19 protein-coding genes and 1 pseudogene are annotated in these 22,653 nt (G+C 38.1%); 15 read left to right on the top strand and 5 right to left on the bottom strand.

What is annotated here, in order from left to right; genetic code table 11:
* The first annotated feature begins 287 nt into the window (after nucleotides 1–287).
* Nucleotides 288–2,750, top strand: coding sequence for a glycoside hydrolase family 95 protein (locus J0656_RS11975; protein WP_207034093.1), 2,463 nt, complete (start codon nucleotides 288–290; stop codon nucleotides 2,748–2,750).
* Nucleotides 2,751–2,996: 246 nt separating this feature from the next.
* On the opposite strand, the gene J0656_RS20170 is transcribed toward J0656_RS11975, so the two are convergent.
* Nucleotides 2,997–3,098: an Arm DNA-binding domain-containing protein gene (locus J0656_RS20170; protein ID WP_237688926.1), complete on the bottom strand. Its 102-nt coding sequence runs from the start codon at nucleotides 3,096–3,098 to the stop codon at nucleotides 2,997–2,999.
* 703 nt (nucleotides 3,099–3,801) lie between these two features.
* Between J0656_RS20170 and J0656_RS11970 the strand changes: the two genes are divergently transcribed.
* From J0656_RS11970 to J0656_RS11960, 3 genes are all read left to right on the top strand, one after another.
* Entirely contained in the window at nucleotides 3,802–5,025 is a 1,224-nt protein-coding gene (locus tag J0656_RS11970; RefSeq protein ID WP_207034091.1) for a site-specific integrase, read from the top strand.
* Between the two features lie 153 nt (nucleotides 5,026–5,178).
* Entirely contained in the window at nucleotides 5,179–5,805 is a 627-nt protein-coding gene (locus J0656_RS11965; RefSeq protein ID WP_207034088.1) for a hypothetical protein, read from the top strand.
* Between the two features lie 439 nt (nucleotides 5,806–6,244).
* A complete protein-coding gene (locus J0656_RS11960) occupies nucleotides 6,245–6,811 on the top strand; it encodes a BfmA/BtgA family mobilization protein (protein WP_207034086.1) in 567 nt (188 codons plus the stop codon).
* A gap of 149 nt (nucleotides 6,812–6,960) precedes the next feature.
* Here J0656_RS11960 and J0656_RS11955 read toward each other — a convergent pair whose 3' ends face one another.
* Nucleotides 6,961–7,368, bottom strand: a complete 408-nt coding sequence (locus J0656_RS11955) for a helix-turn-helix domain-containing protein (protein WP_207034083.1) — start codon at nucleotides 7,366–7,368, stop codon at nucleotides 6,961–6,963.
* Between the two features lie 144 nt (nucleotides 7,369–7,512).
* On the opposite strand from J0656_RS11955, the gene J0656_RS11950 reads away from it, so the two are divergent.
* The 9 genes and pseudogenes from J0656_RS11950 to J0656_RS11910 all read left to right on the top strand — a co-directional run.
* Nucleotides 7,513–8,724, top strand: a complete 1,212-nt coding sequence (locus J0656_RS11950) for a HEPN domain-containing protein (RefSeq protein WP_207034081.1) — start codon at nucleotides 7,513–7,515, stop codon at nucleotides 8,722–8,724.
* Between the two features lie 10 nt (nucleotides 8,725–8,734).
* Nucleotides 8,735–9,103 carry a hypothetical protein gene (locus tag J0656_RS11945; RefSeq protein ID WP_207034077.1) on the top strand — a complete coding sequence of 123 codons (369 nt, stop codon included), beginning with the start codon at nucleotides 8,735–8,737 and terminating at the stop codon, nucleotides 9,101–9,103.
* A 311-nt stretch (nucleotides 9,104–9,414) separates the two neighbouring features.
* On the top strand, nucleotides 9,415–10,770 hold the full coding sequence (locus tag J0656_RS11940; RefSeq protein WP_207034075.1) for an AAA family ATPase: 1,356 nt from the start codon (nucleotides 9,415–9,417) through the stop codon (nucleotides 10,768–10,770).
* Nucleotides 10,763–11,557 (top strand): hypothetical protein, encoded by a 795-nt coding sequence (locus tag J0656_RS11935; RefSeq protein WP_207034072.1) that lies wholly within the window; start codon nucleotides 10,763–10,765, stop codon nucleotides 11,555–11,557. The genes J0656_RS11940 and J0656_RS11935 overlap by 8 nt, the downstream gene beginning before the upstream one ends.
* Before the next feature lie 21 nt (nucleotides 11,558–11,578).
* A complete protein-coding gene (locus J0656_RS11930) occupies nucleotides 11,579–12,373 on the top strand; it encodes a thymidylate synthase (protein WP_207034069.1) in 795 nt (264 codons plus the stop codon).
* The gene (locus J0656_RS11925; protein ID WP_207034065.1) at nucleotides 12,370–13,422 is read left to right on the top strand and encodes a DNA cytosine methyltransferase; all 1,053 of its coding nucleotides are present in this window, start codon (nucleotides 12,370–12,372) and stop codon (nucleotides 13,420–13,422) included. Before J0656_RS11930 ends, J0656_RS11925 begins: the two co-directional genes overlap by 4 nt.
* Before the next feature lie 17 nt (nucleotides 13,423–13,439).
* Nucleotides 13,440–15,218, top strand: a complete 1,779-nt coding sequence (locus J0656_RS11920; RefSeq protein ID WP_207034062.1) for an ORC-CDC6 family AAA ATPase — start codon at nucleotides 13,440–13,442, stop codon at nucleotides 15,216–15,218.
* Between the two features lie 14 nt (nucleotides 15,219–15,232).
* On the top strand, nucleotides 15,233–16,168 hold the full coding sequence (locus tag J0656_RS11915) for a hypothetical protein (RefSeq protein WP_207034059.1): 936 nt from the start codon (nucleotides 15,233–15,235) through the stop codon (nucleotides 16,166–16,168).
* A 307-nt stretch (nucleotides 16,169–16,475) separates the two neighbouring features.
* Nucleotides 16,476–16,816: pseudogene (locus tag J0656_RS11910) on the top strand (transposase); the annotation flags it as partial.
* Nucleotides 16,817–17,001: 185 nt separating this feature from the next.
* Here J0656_RS11910 and J0656_RS11905 read toward each other — a convergent pair.
* Genes J0656_RS11905 through J0656_RS11895 form a run of 3 tightly spaced genes read right to left on the bottom strand, consistent with a single transcriptional unit; the run spans nucleotide 17,002 to nucleotide 21,055 of the window.
* Nucleotides 17,002–19,569, bottom strand: coding sequence for a TonB-dependent receptor plug domain-containing protein (locus J0656_RS11905; protein WP_207034056.1), 2,568 nt, complete (start codon nucleotides 19,567–19,569; stop codon nucleotides 17,002–17,004).
* Nucleotides 19,570–20,490 carry a FecR family protein gene (locus J0656_RS11900; RefSeq protein WP_207034054.1) on the bottom strand — a complete coding sequence of 307 codons (921 nt, stop codon included), beginning with the start codon at nucleotides 20,488–20,490 and terminating at the stop codon, nucleotides 19,570–19,572. It abuts the gene before it with no gap.
* A 43-nt stretch (nucleotides 20,491–20,533) separates the two neighbouring features.
* Nucleotides 20,534–21,055: an RNA polymerase sigma factor gene (locus J0656_RS11895; protein ID WP_207034051.1), complete on the bottom strand. Its 522-nt coding sequence runs from the start codon at nucleotides 21,053–21,055 to the stop codon at nucleotides 20,534–20,536.
* Nucleotides 21,056–21,165: 110 nt separating this feature from the next.
* On the opposite strand from J0656_RS11895, the gene J0656_RS11890 reads away from it, so the two are divergent.
* A complete protein-coding gene (locus tag J0656_RS11890; RefSeq protein WP_237688925.1) occupies nucleotides 21,166–21,609 on the top strand; it encodes a thioredoxin family protein in 444 nt (147 codons plus the stop codon).
* Between the two features lie 10 nt (nucleotides 21,610–21,619).
* Nucleotides 21,620–22,651 (top strand): FAD:protein FMN transferase, encoded by a 1,032-nt coding sequence (locus tag J0656_RS11885; protein ID WP_207034049.1) that lies wholly within the window; start codon nucleotides 21,620–21,622, stop codon nucleotides 22,649–22,651.
* Nucleotides 22,652–22,653 lie beyond the last annotated feature (2 nt).

The following is a 22,653-nucleotide window of genomic DNA, read 5'->3' as shown; positions in this document are numbered from 1 at the left end:
ATAATGAAGTCATTAAGACAATCTGAGCGTTGGGGCAAATCGCATATCGTGTTTTCTGGCACCAATATAAGTGTTTATTTAACACATTGGAAATGAATCTGAGAGAAATTCTTGAAAACCCGCGTGAATCAGTACAATAGAGTTGGTTTGAGAGGAACAACCTCATACAAAACCAGAAGTGTTGGTATACATAAACACAACTATTCATTTTACAGAATGAATAACATGTGTATATTGAATACCTTAATCATGAACCCGTAGCCAATTTTAAAATTAATTGTTAGTATATGAAATGGTCATTTTATTTAATTTTCTTCTGCATTCCAATTTCATTTTTTGGACAGCATTCAGATGACTTAAAACTTTGGTATGACGAGCCCTCAGGGGATACGTGGGAAAATGCGCTGCCTTTGGGCAATGGTCGTTTGGGGGCAATGGTATATGGTAATGTGGACACGGAAATATTCCAGCTCAACGAACATACGGTTTGGAGCGGAAGCCCCAATAGAAATGACAATACAAATGCACTTGAGGCCCTTCCCAAAGTCCGGGAACTCATTTTTAATGGGAAATATAAAGCAGCAGAAAAATTGGCGAACGATAAGATCATTACCAAAAAATCGCATGGCCAAATGTTCCAGCCCGTAGGAAATCTGGAACTATCCTTTCCCAACCATACAGACTATCAAGACTATTGCAGGGAGTTGGATATCAGCAATGCGATTAGTAAAACCTCTTATAAAATCAATGGTGTTACCTTTACGAGAGAATCTTTTGTATCGTTGACCGACAGACTTTTGGTCATTCGACTTACTGCCAGCAAGCCAGGTAAGATTGACTTTACCGCCAATTTCACCACTCCCCACGCCAATTCAAGAATAGAGACCAAGCCAGGTAACCAAATCTCTCTTTGGGGCAGAACCAGCGATCACGAAGGTATTGAGGGCAAAGTGGAATTCAATGCCCTAATGGGACTAAAGGCCCAAAATGGAAGGATAACCCAAGCAGATACCTCAATTACGGTGGAACATGCGGACGAAGCCATTTTGATGGTTTCGATTGCCAGCAATTTCAACTCCTACCAAGATTTGAGCGGTGATGAAGTGCTACGTGCAAGAGGATTTTTGGATGCGGGTATTGATAAAGATTATGAAGTCTTAATATCCGACCACATAAAAAGATACCAAGAATTGTTCAACAGAGTCGTTTTGGACTTTGGGGAAACGGAAGCTTCAAAGCGGCCCACGGATGAACGTCTGGCCAATTTCAGGAATACGCAAGACCCATCATTTGTGGCATTATACTTTCAATATGGGAGATATTTGCTCATATCCTCATCCCAACCGGGTGGGCAACCTGCAAACCTTCAAGGTATATGGAACCAAAGTATGAATCCCGCATGGGACAGTAAATACACCATCAACATCAATGCGGAAATGAACTATTGGCCTGCAGAGCGGACCAATCTCTCCGAACTTCACGAGCCCTTTCTAAAAATGGTCAAAGAACTCTCTGAAACTGGTCAGGAAACAGCCAAGACCATGTACGGTACACGGGGCTGGATGGCACACCACAACACTGATATTTGGAGGATTACCGGACCCATTGATGGTGCCTTTTGGGGCATCTGGAACGGTGGGGGAGCCTGGACGAGTCAGCATCTTTGGGAGCACTATTTATACACTGGGGATACCACTTTCTTAAAAACATCTCTCCCCATCTTTAAAGGAGCTGCTGAGTTTTATACAGATTTTCTGGTGCAGCACCCCAAGTACCCATATTTGGTCATAGCTCCTGGAAATTCTCCCGAAAATGCCCCAGAAGCACATCAAGGTTCGTCCATAACTGCCGGATCTACCATGGACAACCAATTGGTTTTCGATGTATTCAACACCTATATTCAAGCTACGGAAGTTTTGGGAAAGGAAAGCGCTTTCGTGGACTCGCTAAAAGTGTTGAGAAGCAAATTGCCCCCAATGCAGATTGGCAAGCACAACCAATTGCAGGAATGGTTGGACGACGTGGACTCACCAGAGGACAATCATCGCCATATTTCCCATTTGTACGGTCTTTTTCCGTCCAATCAGATTTCTCCATATCGCACACCGAAACTTTTTGCCGCTGCAAGGAACACCTTGCTTCAGAGAGGAGATATTTCTACGGGATGGAGTATGGGCTGGAAGGTAAATTGGTGGGCCAAAATGCAGGATGGCAATCACGCCTATAAATTGATTATAGACCAATTGACCCCCGTAGGAATCAATCGAGGAGGGGGAGGAACCTATAACAACTTGTTCGATGCGCATCCTCCATTCCAAATCGATGGGAACTTTGGATGTACCGCTGGAATTGCTGAAATGCTATTGCAAAGTTCGGACGGTAGTGTCCATCTGCTTCCAGCAGTTCCCGATGCACTTGATGCCGGATACGTAGGTGGATTAAGGGCCAGAGGAGGGTTTGAAGTGGTAGCTATGGAATGGGAAAACAAGAAACTTGTGGCCACTTCAATAAAATCAAATTTAGGAGGCAATTTGCGACTCAGGGTCCCCAATGAAATTGAGTATATCGGAACGGGAAAGTTAAAAATAGCAGAAGGGGAAAATCCGAATAAGTTCTTCACTTTTAGTAAAGTGGCAGACCCAATAATATCTGAGAACTCTTCTATTGAAGAATTAATATTACCTAAAACATCGTTATACGATATAGAAACGGAAAAGGGGAAGATTTATACCTTTAGCTTAAAGAAATAAAAAGGGTCTGCCTTTGTGGACAAGCGAACTTTTAACCAATACTCAAATAAAGTATTCATGTTTAAGCAATCTTATTAAGTTTAGAGCTGAAAGTCTCCCAAATTCCGTATGGTCGATACCACCAAAAACAGAAAATTTGAGCCACCGAATAATTGGCTTTAGTTGTTTGAAAATCAGATTTTTTTGGTTCCAACGGTGCTCAATTTTATCCTGCGTATGTGGTATACCATCTTCGGCGCATCCACTTTAACCGTTTACGGTAATCCTAAAATAGACACCAGCTTTTCCATTTTTGTCCAATCTGGAATTTCTTAAATAGAAGATTGAAGAGAAAGTGTTTGTTTCCATTTGTCATTGATTTACTGATTCAATTTTGTTCCAAAACATTTGAAAAAACATGTTCGAAGCGTTTTTAACATGGATCAGGTGTCATTTTCACGGATTCAACAAAGTGAGCACCGTGATATATGGTACAAATTGAATTCAAATGAAATCAATAAAAACAAAAAAGTCTGTAAATCGGAGATTTACAGACTTTTGGAATTTTTTAATAGCTAAAAAGTGACCTGACTGGGGCCTAAACCCAAGATATAATCAATTGATGTTCAAAAAGTTAAAATCATTTTTCTTAGCCTGTGCACCGAATCGTTCACCAGTACACAAATACCATATAAAATGAACCTAAATGCCGTTATTTGGCACCTAATCTTATTTAAGTTTTAAAGATACAGATTCTATGGTTTTAGTTGAACAAGAATTGTTAAAAATATTCTTTCTACCCAGGACGATAGGGGGACATTGGGATTAGTAGGGCAGTCATCCCGACTTACCTTATTTAAGTAAAATCAAAACACTGTTAATCTTATGATTTTCAGTGTTTTGTGTTTTTAGACATATCATCTAAAATCATTTAAAACCATCTAAAATCATATAAAGGGTGTTCTTATCGGGAACAGACTATTACACTTTATGTTGTAATTTTAGATGACTTCTTGAAGCATTTTGTTTGTGTTTTGACTTTCGCAGTATTAACAGTTTAAAACGTTGCAACATGCAGAAAAACAATCGCTTAACAATCAATTTCTTTACTAGGAAACATAGGGTTCATTCTGAGAATCTTATTGTTTATTGTAGGATCACCATCGATGGTGAACGCACCGATTTTAGCATAAATCGGGAAATAAAAGCCAATTTATGGGACAATAACCGTAAAAGGGGCAAGGGTTTTTCCAGTTATGTAATTTCACTTAACAAGTATCTTGACCAAATTTATACGGGATTACATGAGGCCCATAGATTGATGATGGCAGAGGAAAAAGTAATCACTCCACTATCTATCAGAGCAAGATTTTTTGGGGAAGACGAGGACGGAAAAACATTGAAGCAATTAATTGCTTATCACAATGGAACTATGCACACTTCTTTACGTCCGGGGACCAGAAAGAACTACCATATCACAGAGCGTTGTGTAGGCCTATTTTTAAAAGAAGAATATGGAATGGAGGATATAAATCTCAAAAAATTAAACTATCGTTTTATATCCGACTTTGAACAATATCTTAGAAAGTACAGACCATCTACCCGTGCCAAGTGCACCAATAACGGAGCCATGAAACACATGGAACGGCTTAAGAAAATGTCAAGGTTGGCCGTTAGGTTGGATTGGATAACAAAAGACCCTTTTGAAAACTATAAACTGCGTTTTGAGAAAACCGAACGGGAATATTTGACAAAACGGGAATTGAGGTTGATAGAAGAAACCACGTTCACAAAGGAGGGGGTTGAAAAATGTAGGGATGTATTTCTCTTCTCGTGCTATACTGGACTATCCTATATCGATGTCAAGGCATTGACTCCAGGCCACCTACTTAAAGGAATTGATGGAAATGATTGGTTGTTCACCAAAAGAATAAAGACGAACGAAAAACTCAAGATCCCCTTACTTCCACAGGCAAAGGAAATAATTAAAAAATATGAAGTTTCGCCTGAAAGAAAAGTGATGAAAGTCCTACTACCTGTTTACAGCAATCAGAAGGTCAATTATTACCTAAAGGAAATCTGCAAAGCTTGTGGGATAAACAAGAAGGTGACATTCCACACGGCGAGGCACACTTTTGCAACAACGGTAACCCTATCAAATGGAGTCCCCATAGAAACAGTCTCCAAAATGCTCGGTCATACAAAACTAACCACCACCCAAATTTATGGAAGGGTATTGGAAAAGAAAGTAGGGGAAGATATGAGGATACTGGTTGAAAAAATGGTTGGTAAGTAAAGCCTTCCAATAAGAATTGATCAAATTCATCAATTTTATTCCATTTTAGCAGTATATAGATGTATTTTACATCCATATTATCTAGTTGGCAAACATATAAAAATGAGAATACTGAACATAATTTTGATTATAATTATATGCATTCTACTCTTGATGTCGACTATCGCATTAATAGCAATTCATTGGAGTTTATCGGAACATCATATTGATTTTTCACCAAAAGGACTTGAAACCTATTTGTCAGCATTCGGGAATTACAAAGCTTTGTTTACAGGAACTATTGCAGTTTGTTCAGTATATTTTGGTCTTCAAAGAGTGAAAGTCTCTGAAGAAGCTAATCGAGAAAAAATAAAACAAGATTACTTTAATGAATGGAAAACAATAATTCAAGTAAGAGCAGCTGAAGTAGATAAAAATGACAAGTTTATGCTTAGAGAAATTGTCAAAATAAGACACTCTTTATACAATGATTTATATGCATTAAAATTTCAAATAATTAATAAAACCAAATTGACAGAGATTTTTGATAAACATTTAAAATCTAGAGTTAGATTTTTTGAAGAGCAAAATGACAAACATATCGGAATGGGAGGTGCTTATCCAGATGAAAATTATAGCTATTCTTTTAATGCATTCCTTTTTATTTTTTGGGGTATGATTGACAAAGGTTATGACAATCTTGGACAAGACTTAAAAGAAATCTATTTAGAAAATATGGATAGTAATAGATTTATTGACAAGGCTAATTACAAAATAGCTTTACAGAATTATAGACCATAAAAATACGTTTGCCAACAATGGCTCCTAAGTAATTACTTGTTCTCGTATACTTTGAAGAAAAGGTTCCCCGTAGAAGTGTATAACCTTGAAATGGATAAAATTGGTTATCTTTAAAATGTGTCTTTGAACACAATAGTACGGCATTAATTATATGATTTGACTTTCCTTAAGTCCGTACAAACCAAAAATTATTTATGTGACAGCTGATTTACAATCATACTGTATTTATTCGGTCCCGCTTGCGGGACGAAGGAATAGCAAGAGGATAGCGCGCTAAAGCGACGCTATTGATTCATTTTCCTTCGGAAAAGCCCTGTTTATAAGGGTTTTTGGAAATGTTTGGTTTTAGGAACTGCAAAGTTTATTGTTACAATAATGCTGGGGTTTCCTGTAATTACTGAAAAGAATTGTAACAATTGTGCCGTTAAAACAAGTAAATATGGACGATTTTAAAGCAGTTAGGATAAAGAAAAAGACACTTGCCAGATTTAAGGTCTTTTCTAGAAAAGTGGGCAATAGTTATTCCCATACCTTGGATATGGTCATGGATTTTTTTGAGTGGCATGGGTTTTTACCATCTGAAAGATTTGAAAAGAGCATAGGTCAAGAGATCATCAAGAATAGGAAACGGACGGATGCAGTCATCGCCATAATCAGGGATATTGAAAAGAACCAGACACTTCCTACCATCGGAATGATGCAGGCTTTGTTCAATCAAGAATTGGACAATGAAGAGGAAGGGGATGATTTCCTTGAGGACATGATCGAGAAGAATCCTCCAAAGCCATATCCAAAGTTCGAAGGTGAGGTAATGGTCCCTAGAATCAAGTATGAGCATTTAGAGGAAAAAGCTGCCTCACTTCAAACAGATTTAAAGGATATCCTTGGAAAGGTAAAAGTGGTCAAGGGCAGTTTTGGGAAGAGTTATCTGAAGCTTGAAATAACGGAAGGGAGGTTGGAAAGATATAAACTGGAAGTCAATAGATCTTTGGATTCCCTTTATTGATATGAAGTATGTGTCCGGTCAATAGAAAAAGATGCCTCGCTCAGTAGTATTAGTTTGGTAAGTTTTGGGACGCTTGCAGCACTTCACTGCGTTCCGCTCGCTTTTTTTAATAATTATATTTAAAAAGAAGGCGTGATTCTAAGACTGGATTATTTCCTATCCAGCAACTTTTCCAAGTAAGTGACCTTGTCTTTTTCAGCTTGAACAAGACGCTCATATAGCTCAACAACTTTTTCTATAGTATTAAAAGTTGGTTGATAGTTGAGAGAACTAGCAATTATTGTTGAATTGTCGCTACTTGTGTTATTATATGTATTGTTTATAATATTGAAAACTGCTTCCTCTGAAAAATTCTCGATTCCCTCTTTGGTAACTCCCAATGCCTTGGCAATCTCTTCCAGTTTCAAGTCATCCACCTTTTCACTGTTCTCAATGTTGGAAACGGCTTGTTGGCTGATACCTAGTTCTTCGGCCAAGGTCTCCTGTTTCATTCCACGGAGTTCCCTGATCCTGCTGATCTTTCTACCTATATGGTTGTTCTTGGTCTTTGTCTGCATATCTCAAATATAGGGTGTTTCGTACAATAATCCGATTGTAAAATACAAAACAGGTTCAATAAAATACAAGTGTCCATAGTGGGGTACTTAGGAATGTGGGCTTAATATAGTCCATGATTCTCGAACCCTTTAAACCATATTCTCATGACACATGGCACAAACATACCAAAACACTTTGAAAAAGCGGAAGAGCTGTCCGAATTGCTCGACAGCATCCTGAACATCATAACCATTGACAGGGCATTTCTATCTAAAAAACAAAATGAAGGAGATACAGAATATTATTTCCTTACCCTTTTTGTGGATGTCAACAATGACCCTCTACCCAATGAGATCCGTTCACTGGTTGCAAAGAAGGGAAAGAAGCATCCCGATTTCAGGATAAGGGTCTATACGGAAAACCAATCCGAAATTGGACTTGAAAGGGGTTCCCTCTATTTCTTGGAACATTGTTGTCTCGGGAAGACCGTCTTTGCCCATCCCGAGGGGGAGAACATCATGGATTATTCAACAATGGCATACCAGACCCTCATGAAAAGGGCCACTCGGTATCATAAAGCGGAATTGGCAAAAGTGAATGCCTTTGCCAATACTGCGGACATCTTGATCAAGGAAGGGGATTATGCCATTGCAACTTTCAACATGCACCAGGCCTTTGAACTTTCATTCAGGTTCATCGAACAGATGTGCATAGGAAGGAGCATGGTGACCCATAGTATCATAAGCCACATCAACTATTGCAAACATTTCTTTCCCACCCTACAACCCTTTTTGGAATCTTCTGAGACAAGCAGCAATGAACTGCTGCTCCTTTTGGAACATGCCTATAGCGTTGCCCGATATGGAAATGAATTTGAGATCACTAAGATACAGACCAAGACCATCCAAACACAAATGAAGGATTTCATCCAAGAAGTGGAATCCATTTTCCAAAGGCATCTTGATCAGTGCAAAGACCGAATCGAAGGAATTGGAAAGGATTTTGAGCATGCATTCCCGAAAGTAGCCGAGAACCTAGAGAACAATAATGAGGCATCGTTAATTGGTCAACTGAAGGAGCTGGAAAAAATGTATTTCCATGCCTTGAAGCCCTATATTCCTGAAAAGGGGTTATATAGCACCGAACTCATTACCGAGGGATATTGCGAAACCTCTTTTATGATCTCCAACTTGATAAAGGTCTGCATCGTTGCATTGGAAAATGAATATATCCCTACTCGCATTGTTCCCCAACCCCACCACAATGTAAGTGAGGTTTTGGGATACATACTGGATTTGATACCCCATGATGAAATGGAATTCTTGGACAAGGTCAGAAAATTGCTATCGGAACAACGGACAACCACAACCCAATAAATCCATTCACATGAAATTAAAGAAGCAAAGGTTAAAGACCTTGGAAGAGATTCAACAGCTCAGAAGCAATCTTTCGGGACTGTTGGGAAACAAAAAGTCCATCGACCCCAAGGGAAACCATGTGTCCTTCGAGGTCAGGGACAACAACCATCTTTTGACACAGATTATCAGTCTTTTGGAGGTTTGCGTGTATGCCCTTGACGGAGATGGGATGATGTTGTTTCCTGCCAACCAAAATGCATCAAAAGAGGATAGTGTGGTCCAAGTATTGGAACTCGTTTTGGCCATCCTACCCGATAGCCAATTGTACTTCATGGACAAGCTGGATGAAAAGCTATCGGAACTGGAAAAGAAGGAGTTTATTGACAGAGATGTGTGACAAAGATTTTAAGGACTTAATGTTTCGAAGATTATATTTTTCAGTCAAATATGAGAATTTATTGCGTATAATATTTTGAAAGGTATATGGCCTTATGTGTCAATGTTTTTTTTATGTGAACTGTATTTAGTTCAATATCATCTAGTTGTAAGTTGATTTGAAAATGTGATTTAACAGCTAATTGATTGATTTACAGTTTTTTGTTTGATAAAATTTCGGTTAATTAAATTTTTGATATAAATTAGACGTGAAAAAATCACGTGATTTTTTCACGGACAACCTCAGTGTAACCCAATTTAAATCGAATCGTAATGTTAATAAAGTTTGAGCTTGAAAACTTTAGGTCTTTTAATAGCCCAAAAGTTTTTCATGCAATCCAAAGAAATTACAAACGCTTTCCTGAGCATATTTATAAAATAAATGATGATTTAGGATTGTTGAAGGTTTCTGGAATTTACGGTGGAAATGCTTCGGGCAAAACAAATCTATTTAAAGGTCTATTTTTTGTAAAAAAATTGGTTGAAGATCCAAGTTTCCTAACGAAAATGGAGTGTTCAAAACTGTTTTATCCTTTTAGATTAAATGCTGAATCTCAAAAAAGGCCAAGTAGATTTCAAATTGATTTTTATATAAATCATACAATTTATGTTTATCAAATTGAGGTAGACTACACTACTCAGAACATTATATTTGAAAGCCTAAAAAAAGTAGATGAAAACAAAGGGGAGATTGAGATTTTCTTACGCAATCAATATCCAGGAGAAGAAACAAAAATTACTTATTTGGGGCGGGATACGCAACTTCAAACACTGAATTTGCTTAATGATTACTACACGAAAAATAGTAACTCAACAGTCTTAAGTTCAGATTTTTTAAATGATCCAGATTTTGAAAATGCAAAATCATGGTTTATCCATAAAACTCAATTTTTATTTCCGGTTTATAAATTTATGGATATTGCTTATATCTTATCGCTAGACCCGAATTATCTAAAGCTTGCAAATAGGATAATTAAATTTTCTAAAACAGGGATCGATAAGTTGAAAATTGATAAAATCCCAATAAATATTTATTTGGGAAGTGAAAACATTGATATCATAAATTTTATCAAAAGAAGTCTCGAAAAGAAACTGTTTCATTCATTTAAAGATTCAAATGAAAACGAATGTACTGCTGTGAAGGACCAAACAGATGGTGCCATCTATATATTAAAATTGAATGCTATACACTTGGATCAGGATGGGAATGAAGTTGAGTTTGATTTAGATCAAGAATCTCGAGGAACGGTTGTTCTATTGAATTTGTTGCCTGCTCTCATTCTTAGTTATGGAGAAGGAGTCAATTACTTTATTGACGAAATTAATAGAAGTCTTCATCCAATATTGATAAGGGAGATTTTGGCACAATATCTTCACAATGACATAGAGAAAGCCAAAGGACAATTATTTTTTAACAGTCATGAGGATTTTATGATTGACGAAACAATTATTCGGCAGGATGAGATTTGGTTAATGGAGAAAGGTAAAAATGGTGAATCAGATTTGTTTCCACTTTCTGATTATAAGAATGTCCGTTATGATTTAAACCTAAGAAAGAATTATTTAGATGGTAAATTTGGTGGTGTGCCTTTTACCAAAGAACCAGGGAAATTAAGCTTAAATGAGTGAGTTGTCTGATAAATATGATTCTTTAAAGTCTACAGGGAGTCGAAAGGTTAGAGAAGATACTTATAAAGTTTCTAATTTACATAAATCCTATCTCAAACTTAGACGAGCTATAGGGTACCTTGGAATTTTACTGCCGATTAGTTTGGTGCTTTTATCATTGCTTAATAGAAATGGTTGTGAATGGATACTTCCATCGATTAGTGATTATTACCATACGTCTGTTGGAGGGATATTTACAGGAATACTTGTGTCAATAGCAATTTTCCTTTGGTATAACGGAGAAAGCAAACAGGAGAAAATTATTTGCCGAATAGCATCGGGTCTCGCAATTATAATTGCATTTGCACCAACTCCAATTAATGAAAACTATATAATTACAGAGTCTTCAATTTTAGATTTAGACTTTGTTTCGGGTTGCTATATTCCTAAACCTAAAGGAATACCATTAGTAGGGGGATTACATTTTTTTTGTGCAGCAGTATTTTTCCTGTTGCTTTCATATTTATCAGGAATAGTTTTTAGAAAAGACGAGTCACCTGAAGTTGATGAAGGTAAGAAAAGAAGATTGATATATTTAATTTGCTCTTTAGGCATGCTTCTTTCTCTAATTTTAATTGCGGTTTTTGAGTTTTTTTTAGTGGAGAAATTCCCAAATTCAGATAATTGGATGTTACCTCCAACATTTACTTTGGAGACAATTATGCTATTTTGTTTTGGAATTGCTTGGTTGGTTAGGGGAGAAGTGACTTTTCAAAATATTCAATCTTTTTTTGAAGAAGGAAATTAGATAGAAATTAAAGATTTTTATATGGGTCAGTATGAGGAATTATTAAGATTTGTATTGAAGAATGGCAAGGATAAGAATGATAGAACCGGAGTTGGAACCCGCAGTGTTTTTGGGTACCAAATGAGGTTTGATCTTGACGAAGGCTTTCCATTAATTACTACCAAGAAAATTCATTTAAAGTCAGTTATTTATGAACTACTTTGGTTTTTGAAAGGGGACACAAATATTGGATATTTAAATGACAATGGAGTTAATATATGGAATCCTTGGGCAGATGAGAATGGAGATTTGGGTCCTATTTATGGATTTCAATGGAGGTCATGGCCAAATTGCGATGGTGAATCAATTGACCAAATTTCGGACATAGTTGAGACTATTAAATCAAACCCAGATTCACGCAGAATGATTGTCAGTGCTTGGAACGTTGCGGATGTTGATAAAATGGCGTTACATCCGTGCCATGCACTATTTCAATTTTACGTTGTTGATGGAAAACTAAGTTGTCAGTTGTATCAGAGGAGTGCTGATTTATTTTTGGGGGTACCTTTTAATATTGCTTCGTATTCTCTATTGACTATGATGATAGCGAATGTATGTAATTTGGGTTATGGGGATTTTGTTCATTCTTTTGGCGATGCTCACATTTACAAAAATCATTTCGAACAAGTTAACCTCCAATTGAGTAGAAAACCAAAAGACCAGCCAAAAATGCAAATAAATAAGAATGTTAAATCCATATTTGACTTTAATTATGAGGACTTCACTTTAGTTGGGTATAATCCTCATCCAGTGATTAAAGCTCCAATTGCCATATGATAGGTATTGAATTATTTTCTGGACCCGGTGGAATGGGACTAGGCGCAAGGCAAGCAGGAGTGAAAGTTGCAATAGCAGTTGAGAAAGATCCTTTTGCTGCCCAAACATATATTTTAAATCATAGAGAAGCAACAGTTGTTGTAGATGATATAGTAAACATCATCGAATATGATTTTGAAAGGAAAAACGAGCAGGTAATCTTATTTGGCGGCCCCCCTTGTCAAGGTTATTCAAATTCAAATAGGATGACAAGATCCAAGGAAAATCCGGGTAACTGGCTTTTTAAAGAATTCATCAAATCCGCGAGAATAATAAATCCAGATTGGATAGTGATTGAAAATGTGCCAGGTTTGAAAAATATGGATAATGGTTTTTTTTTGGAGCAAATATGCAATGATCTTCATGGGGCTGGATATACACCAAATTTTAAAATTTTAAATTCTGCTGATTTTGGGGTACCTCAAAAAAGAGAAAGAATTTTCATAGTAGCATCTCGCCATGGAGTAGCATTTGAATTTCCTAAAGGAATGTTTAAAAATCATGTTTCAGTTGCCGATGCAATATCAGACCTCCCCGTTCTAAATAATGGTAACAAAGAAAGTAAACTACCTTATAAGTCAAAAGCAAAATCTGATTTTGCAAAATTGATGAGAGGACAAAAAAGGATTGTAACGCAAAACTATGTTTCTAAAAATTCTGAATTAGTAATTGAAAGATATAAGCATATCAGTCAAGGGGGGAATTGGCAGGAAATCCCTTTAGAATTAATGAAAAACTATAAAGATCCAACAAGGTGCCATCATGGAATTTATCGTAGACTGAAGCAAGATGAACCAGCCTTTGTAATAGCGAATTATCGAAAGAGCATGTTAATTCATCCTACAGAGGATAGGGGGTTGTCGTTGAGAGAGGCAGCAAGATTACAGTCCTTTCCAGACTCCTACGTGTTTTGTGGCCCTTTAGTTCATATGCAACAACAAGTAGGGGATGCAGTTCCACCTTTGCTGGCCAAAGCAGTATTTGAAAGAATAAAAAGAATAAGTGCTTAATTTTTAAACGGTATGGAATGAAGAAAATGAAAAGCCCATTTGAATACTCATCTCCAGAGGCAATGACAGCGAGTGATGTTATTGAACTATTTGTTCCAGTCTTCGGGGAATATCACAACATCCCCAATATTGGGCATACTTTTATTAATGGCCCAAGAGGTTCTGGAAAAAGCATGATTTTTAGGTATATGAGCCCTGATTGCCAATTACTATTAAATAAAAGTTCAATTGAAAATCTAGAATATTTTGGTATTCATATCCCGATAAAAGAGGGACAACTAGATAAGACCGATTTAAAATTGTTAAAAGGCAATAAAGGGGAATTATTGCTTAACGAACATTTCATGATAGTAAATTTTGCAATAAAAATATTTGAGGTTCTTGCAAAAGTAGATTTTAAGAATAGCGAGAAAAATTTAAATTCTCTAAGAAATTTTTACAATAATGAGTTCAAGGAATTATTATATACAAAAGAAGACCTATTAGACGATAAAAGTGAAAATGATATAAAAGCCTGCAAGGAATATTTTTTAAAAATGAAAAAGGCTTGTTCAAAAGTAAATAGCTTGTTTAGTAATGAATTCATCCCCAAATTATACCTATCTGATTCTGAATCTATTAAGTATGAAGGGCCTATTTATAGTTTTCATAGTTTTTTATTGGAGTTACTTAGATCAATAAAACAGTTGCCTTTCATGCCAAATGGGCCAATCTACCTTTTGATAGATGATGCTGATAATTTGTCAGAAGTTCAAACAAAAATATTGAATACTTGGGTGTCAAGTAGAACTTCAAAAACTTTGAGCTTTAAAATTTCTACACAGTTAAGGTATAAAACTTATAGAACGATAAATGGCTCGCGTATAGATACTCCTCATGATTACGCAGAAATAAATCTTTCTGATATATATACAACAAGTAAGGGTCAGTATAAAGATAGAGTTCGCGAAGCTGTTGAAAGAAGGCTGAAAAAGTTTGGGTTAAAAGAAGTATCTGCGGATGATTTTTTTCCTGATGACGTTGATCAGGAAAAAAACATAGAAAAACTATTTGCCAAATATAAGGAGCAGTACGGATATGATTATGCTTATAGATATGCCCGACCTGATTTTATGAAAAGGTTGAAAGGAAATCTTAATACATATAGTTATGCCGGATTTAACAGTCTTGTGCATATTTCATCAGGTGTTATGCGACACTTCATTGATTTTGCGCATAAAATGTTCACCCATCAATATTCTAAATATGAAAGTGAAGTTTTATTCATTGACCCCGAAATCCAAAATACAGAAATTAAGAATTACTCGATTTGGTATTTTCAAGAAAATTTTACCAAGCTTTTAGATGATAGAGAAAATACGGACGATGAGTTAAATGAAATTATTAAACTTAGAAATCTTTTAGAGGCGCTTGGGCAAACTTTCAATTTAATTTTATTTTCGGATGCCACTGAAAGACGTGTTTTTTCTTTTGCTCTACAAGATGAACCGAATGACGAGTTAAGAAGAGTTTTAAAATTGGGGGTTGAAACAGGTTATTTACATAAGTCCTTTATAGGAAACAAGATGGGTACTGGCAAGGCACAACTTTTTGTGTTAAATAGATTGTTGGCCCCTTATTTCAAATTAGATCCTACAAGTTTTGCAGGTTATAAATTCGTGACTAGTCAGGTTTTAATGGAAGCAATTTACAAGCCAACAACTGTAATTGGACGAATTAAAACTAAAGGTGTTGATTCTGTAATGGGAAATCCCCAACAAAGTCTATTCAAGGACGAGGATTATGGATATAATTGATAAGAACGATATAGATGATTTCCTTGTCCGGAAAGGTAAATGTATTAATCTGCTCTTCAAGTTTCGAAAGAAGATGTTTTGCAGTGGTTGACCAAATTAATACTGCAAAATTTGATGAGTTGTTGGTTTTTCGCGTGGCTGACCTGAATCATAGGATAATCATAAATTCAGAGTTGTTTGGGTCTAAGTTATCAGTTAATACTTCAAGTTACGTTAATGTCAATATTAACGATATTACTTCTTCATTTTTCGAAATTAGAGCTAGTTTAAAAAGGATATTTAGTGGCCCTAAAAGTGTTGTTACTGTTGACATAACGACATTTACCCATGAAGGATTATTAATTGTATTTCGTCTAATTAAAGATTTTAAGAGGGATATAGATCAAGTTTTCTTTATTTATAACGGAGCATCTGCTTATTCATGCAAAGAAGAAGATGAAGAAGAAAAATGGTTGACAAAAGGAGTACGTGAATCTAGGAACATAATTGGTTATCCAGGGGATTCAGATATTTCTAAAGTTAATCATTTAGTAATTTTGTTTGGTTTTGAAACTGATCGAACCCGAAGACTTATACACGAAATGGATTATGAGTATATTTCTTTTGCTTATGGTTCAAAAAAAGAGTCTGTTACCAACGCACATCAAAAAATAAACGAGGAGAGACATGAAAAATTAATGAATCAATATCCCGATAAGGTAATGGGAGATTTTGAAATTTCATTAACTAATCCAATTGTGGCTCGAGATCAGATTTTAGGATATATATCTAGATTTTCTGACCATCGCATTGTAATTGCTCCGATGAATAATAAAATTTCTACTTTAGGTGCAGGTTTAGTTGCCATAGAAAACAAAAAGGTTCAACTTCAATATTTACAGCCGAACTTATATAATTTTGATGGCTATTCAGAAGCTGGGGATGATTTCTATGTTTGGGAACTTAATTGACATTTATTTGGAACATAATAACTAGATTGAACAAGATTTTAAATAGTATTTGAAGTTCTTGTTGCTAAATAAATTTTATTAATTTTATAGTTAAATAAACACATAAAACTTGTGTTCAAAAGTTGTTTTTTGCTTTCCGTGTTCTTAATGGGAATACCTTCAAGATTGCAGGGTTAAAACAATGATTTTCAATACGATAAGATTTCGTCGATGATTCAGTCATCCCGACGAACCACTAAATAGGTGGTATCACCTTAAAACCGAACTGTTTAAAAGTAGAATAATAATCTTAATTTTAAACAGCATTATGAGGAAGAGCAAATTTTCGCCAACACAGATCGCAAAGATTTTAAAGGAGTTCGACAACGGCAAGTCCGTTGCAGAGATAACCCGTGACCATGGGGTCAGCTCCGCCGCATTTTACAAGTGGCGTTCGAAGTACGCCGGTATGAGCGGGAAGGAGCTCAAGCGCATCAAGGAGCTCGAGGAGGAGAACCGCAAGCTCAAGCAGATGTACGCCACTCTGGCCCTTGACCACCAAATGGCAAGGGAGATCATCGAAAAAAAGCTCTGAGGCCCTGCCGCAAGCGTAGCATTGGCAAAGATCTTGCCCATTACTGCATCAGCAGGGCGTCCCGTGTCCTTAACAAGAACGGCAAACACCAGTAAAACTAATTTTTTCATGGTACTCGTATTTAAATAAATCATCAGGGCTAAAAGTAAAATCATTAAAAAATCGGTGCAATAACAAAAATTATGAAAAGCCTTTAAAATCAATGGTTTTGGTGTTTTTTTTGGCAACAAATGTTACATTGGGACAAGATGCAATTAGCCTAAAAAAAGACCCTTAACGTAAAGTTTGGGGTAAGCCCCAACGAACGCCTGTGGATGACCTGTTCCAAAATAAGTTCACCATTTTGTTGAGAGGTTCGGTGAATCATGGAAAGCGGAACAATACGATTGTAAATGTTGAGTACTGAAAAGCCCAATTGCATTCTGGAGTTACGTTCTCCCAATCCAAACTGATAGACCACCGAGGCATCCAAGCGATGAAAATCGGGCAAACGACCCGCATTTAAGGGTCCAAAATTGACTTGCTGGGTCTCCTCATCATAATTTTCAATGAGGGTAACAGGAAGACCAGTGCGGTATTGCCATCCCAACGATAATTGTAAACCATTGAATTGTATACTGTTGGATATTCGAAAACTATGGGTGATGTCATTGTTTCCAGAAAAACTGTCTTCTTGAACCGCATCAAAGGTAAAATTGACATCATTGAAAGAATAGCCCATCCAAAATCGATAGTTTTGGATACGTTTTTTAACGAGCAAGTCCATTCCTAAAATGCGACTTTTGCCTTCACTGAGTTCTGGCCGGGGCAAATTGAACCCTTGGCTATAGGTGGTTAGCCCAGTGAGCCGCTTGTGGAAGACTTCCGCATCCAAGGTCCATCCCTTTTTATCAAAAAGAAGCCCTGCTGAAATCTGGTTACTTTGTAAAAGTGGAAAATTGACATCGTCCGAAAGCCGCCAAATGTTGTTGTCCAATCGAAGTTCAGTTTGATTGAATTCAATCAGCTGTGAAATGGGTTGGTTCCGTCTTTCCAATCCAGCTCGAATCCGCGAAGATTTGGAAATGGGAAGTTCCAGATTCAAACGAGGTTCCAGATAGATATTTCCTAAACTTCCATAATGTACCGCCCGAAGTCCCAATTTATAGATGCCGGAATTGGCTTTGGTAATGGTGTATTCGCCAAACAGCACATTTTTAAAATTACTCTCGTGTACCGGGAGACTGATATTGTTTTCCGGCTCAACATGGTTTGTGGCACTCAGGTCTATTTCCAAATTGGTATTGGAGAGTTGGTATCCAAAGCTCAATTGGTCATCATTCTTGAAGATTCTATCTGATTTCAGTTCCAAGCCAAAATCGCTGATCCTATTACCCCGAATATTGGTTTCTTCCAATTCATTGGCAAACAGTTCTTCGTTTTTATAATAAGAGTCATATGACGAAAAGTAGGCAGTGATTTCTTCCGTTTGGGTTGGGGAGGTATGATGCGTCCAGTTGGCACTCACCCCACCATTGCCAGTGGTAAGCGAGTCCTTTTTGGTTTCTCCATCATTCATAAAGGAAAATTGGGTGCGGTTTCGGGTCATGAGGGCACTGATGGCAATCTTGTCTTTCGGCGAATGTTGATACACATACTTGGCATTCAGGTCATAGAACCGAAAGTCATTGTCACTGTCCTCGTAGGTGTAATCATCATCCGTATTCACATTCAACTGATTGCCGCGGCTATCGGTTATGATGCCGGAATTGTTGAAAATTTTTCGTTCATAGGCTTCATAGGTGGGTCCTTCAAATACATCCAGATAGGCATTTCGCGCAAAAAGCGACAGAGAGGATTTTTGGGACAAGGGTATTTTTAGATAGCCATCCGCACTCAAGCCATCAATCCCAATCCCTCCAGAAACCTTTTGGGCTACGGTATCGTCGGTAGTGATGTCAATGACCCCGGAAACGCGGTCTCCATAAACAGCACTGGTCCCGGTTTTGTAGATTATCGCCTTTTCGGTGGCGTACGGATTGAATCTCGAGAACATGCCGTATAAATACCCTGAATTGAACACCCGAATATGGTCAAATAGCACCAGATTCTGGTCTGAAGTTCCCCCGTGGATTTGAATCTCCGAAGATGATTCATCCAAACTGGAAACCCCGGGAATCATTTGAATGCTTTGCAAAATATCTGGCGTTGTCTGCCCAGGAATGGGCCCCAAAGGTTTTTGGGCGAGGGTGATGGAGCCATCCCTATTCCGGTCTATTCCGGTGGTGATGTAGGAAGTGACCACTACTTCCTTGAGTTGCTTGTAGACGGGAGAAAGATAAATCGGGACGCAATTCTCCGAAGATTGAACACTCACAGAACCGTAACCCGAAACGTGAAGCAAATAACTGGATTGCCCTGTATTTTCAAATTGAAGCAACCCTTTTTGATTGGTTTCAAGCACTAAGGTTGAGTCGACCACAACCTGGTTTTCCGTAATGGGAAATCGGGTTTTTTGGTCTAGCAGAGCAATACAGATTTGATTTGGGTTGGAAATCGGCGTAACGATGACTTGAGGCTGTCCCTCAATTTTCTCGAAATGAAGACCGGTTTGTGCTTCGAGTACGGCAAGGAGTTCAAACAAGGTGAGTCCATCCACTTGAACAGTAACCTTTTTTTTGTCCACCACATCCTCTGCGAAAGAAAAACTGAGTTGGGTGTCCGCTTCTAATTGCTGAATTACTTCTTTGAGTGAGGTGTTCTCAAATTGATAAAATAGATTTTCTTGGGCATAGGTCATGGAAATGCCCAAAAAGAGTAATGACAATAGGATTTTAAAGTGCCTCATCTATTCAATAGACAAGGTAACAATTCTTTTGTCTGCCGAAATATGATATTTGATGCCCATGGGTTCCATGGTGGTCTTAAGGGCACTTTCAAGATTCTTATGCGTAAATCTTCCAGTGAAAAGACGGTCAGTTTGAACCGAATTCAGCTCAAAACTTACGGGAAATTGAACCGATAACTCCTCCAGAACTTTGGAAAAGGGCTGTTCTACAAAAGATGAATACCCTTTTTTCCAATCGGGAGCATCACCAGAAAATTCCGTTTGCTGAATTTGACCTTCTTTTATTTCAAGCCCCATTCCTTGCGAGAGTTCGGTGGGGTTGGACTTGGTCAATGGCGTGAAGACAATGCTACCTTCATAGCATTGCACTTTGAAATCCTTCCGATCCCGTATGTTAAATTGGGTGCCCAATACGGAAACGGTTCCTTTGCTGGTCCTCACCTTGAAATCCCCACCAGGTTGCACATCAAAAAAAGCTTCCCCTTCAAAATCCACGATGCGGTCTTCCTCCCAGCCAAATCGCTTGTAGGATAATTTGGAATTGGCATTTAGCTCAATTAGAGAACCATCCGCAAGAAGTACGGTCTCTTTTTCGCCAATACCAGTGGAATAGGTTTTATATCCGAAGAAATAGGTGTACCCGGCAAATAACAATGCAATGGATGCAGCCGCTGCTGCCATCCACCATACGCGTCTTACCGTAGGTTCTTTTTGGACGTTTTGATTTTTTTCTGTCACCAAAGCCAATGCCTTTTCCACATCTATGTCTGGGCCATTTAGCGAGCTGGCAGCATTATCAATGGCCATAAGTTGCCTATGGACATCAGATGCCTCGAACCCTGCCTGTTCCTCTGGAGTCAACGCTCCGGCAATCCATCGGGCCAAAAAATCTTCGTTGGCGTAATTTTCATCCATAGGCATAATCGCTCTTATTTATAAGACAGTTGATTCCACTTGCACCCTATTAAAATTTTAATTCTTTTCCCAAAACTTCACGGAGTTGAAGCAAAGCTTTGCTCATTCTTCGTTCTATGGCCTTTACGCCGACCCCTGTCATTTCGGCAATTTCGGGATAGGTTTTCTTTTCTATTCGGCTCAATAAATACACTTCCCGTTCTTTTGGAGGCAAAGAGGCAATGGCCTGCTTCAATTTTTCATGGAACTCGTCCATCTGCATCAAATATTCCGGACTTTCATGGTCCACAGAAGCATTGGTGCTTTTTAAATGCTTTAATACGATTTTTTCATGCTCTTTTTCATTGAGAAATGAGTTGCTGGCCGCGCGGTAGAGGTACGCCTTCACTTTAGAAAAGGAAACGGTGGCGCACAATTTCCAAAGTTTCACAAAAACATTTTGCACAATGTCCTCCGCCTGTTGCAGGTCGCCACATTTATAATAAATGTATCGGGTCACCGCCGCATAATGGGTACGAAAAATTCGATTGTAGATTTTTTGCTCACAAATGGATGGTTCTTCCTCTGTCATGTGTTGATTAGGGCGAAACTATTTTATACGGCACAAAAATAATTAGAAAAAATAGGGTGTATGGTTTTTTGCCTGTCTTAGTAATGAAAAAGAATTTTAACATCTGAACTATGCATTGCAAAAAATGGTTGACAGCCTTGATGATAGGCTGTTTTTTACTGATACAAAATCTTTCGGCCCAAGAGTGGCAAACCAATTTTGAAAAGGCCAAAGACTTGGCCCAAAAGAACGATAATAATATTGTTCTGGTCTTTCAAGGTTCTGACTGGTGCGCGCCTTGCATTAAGTTAGATCGCGAGGTTTGGAGTACCGATGAATTCCAAAATTTGGCCAAGGACCGATTTGTGATGCTCAAGGCCGATTTCCCCAGAAAACAGAAAAACAGATTGCCCGAAGCGCAAGAGGAGCACAACAAAATGTTGGCCTCCAAATACAATCCCAACGGATACTTCCCTTTTGTGGTGGTGTTGGATGCTTCGGGGAAGGTGTTGGGCGAAACTGCTTATGAAAAGACTACACCAAAAGCCTATTTCAGCAAGTTGAACGCATTCTAATAATCTGAAGATGCCCAAGATAAATCGATTTTTATTAAATGTGACCCTTTTCCTTTTTCTGATTTCTGGGTATTCCCAAGGGATTGATGATGGAACTCAGCTCCACGTCTTTCAACGGACCCTAAAATTGATGGGTAGCCGGTTTGACCTTACCGTGGTAGCCGAAAATCAAACCAAGGGCGATGCCTATCTGGATATGGCGATTGCTGAGATTTCACGCATTGAACGCTTGATCTCGTCTTGGGACCCCAATTCGCAGACGTCGAAAATCAATCAAAATGCAGGAGTGGCTCCGGTGAAAGTGGATCAGGAACTTTTCAATCTGATTGCAAGGGCCATCAAAATATCAAAATTGACCCAAGGGGCATTCGATATCAGCTATGCTTCCATGGACCGCATCTGGAAATTTGACGGTTCCGTCATGGAAATGCCTTCCGAGGAAGCCATAAAGCAATCCGTTGCCAAAGTGGGGTATCAAAATATTGTCTTGAATCAAGAAAATGGGACCGTATTCCTGAAGAATGAAGGCATGAAGATTGGATTCGGAGCCATTGGAAAGGGGTATGCAGCGGATATGGCCAAGGCATTACTCATGAAAAATGGGGTAGATTCTGGAATCATCAATGCCTCTGGCGATCTAAATGCCTGGGGCACACAACCCGATGGCAAGGATTGGATGGTGGCCATCGTAAACCCGCTCAATAAAGAGAAGGTCTTCTCTTGGTTGCCGGTAAAGGACCAAGCGGTGGTGACATCTGGTAATTATGAGAAGTTCGTCATCCTAAACGGGGAACGCTATACCCATATCATCGACCCAAGAACTGGGTATCCCAGCAAAGGGGTGCGGAGCGCCACGATTTTTACGGCAAATGCTGAATTGGCCGATGCCCTTGCCACCTCAATTTTTGTGATGGGTGTGGATACCGGCTTGGATTTCGTGAATCAATTAAAAGGCGTGGAATGTATCCTAGTCGACGACAATAATAAAATCATCACTTCCAAAAATATTGCCTTGAAAGGCGTGGAAACCCAAAGTAGATAAAC

This window comes from Flagellimonas aurea, from assembly GCF_017313785.1.
Lineage (GTDB): Bacteria > Bacteroidota > Bacteroidia > Flavobacteriales > Flavobacteriaceae > Flagellimonas > Flagellimonas aurea.
Note: the sequence above shows the minus strand (reverse complement) of the source record. Positions and strands in the feature narration are given on the sequence as shown.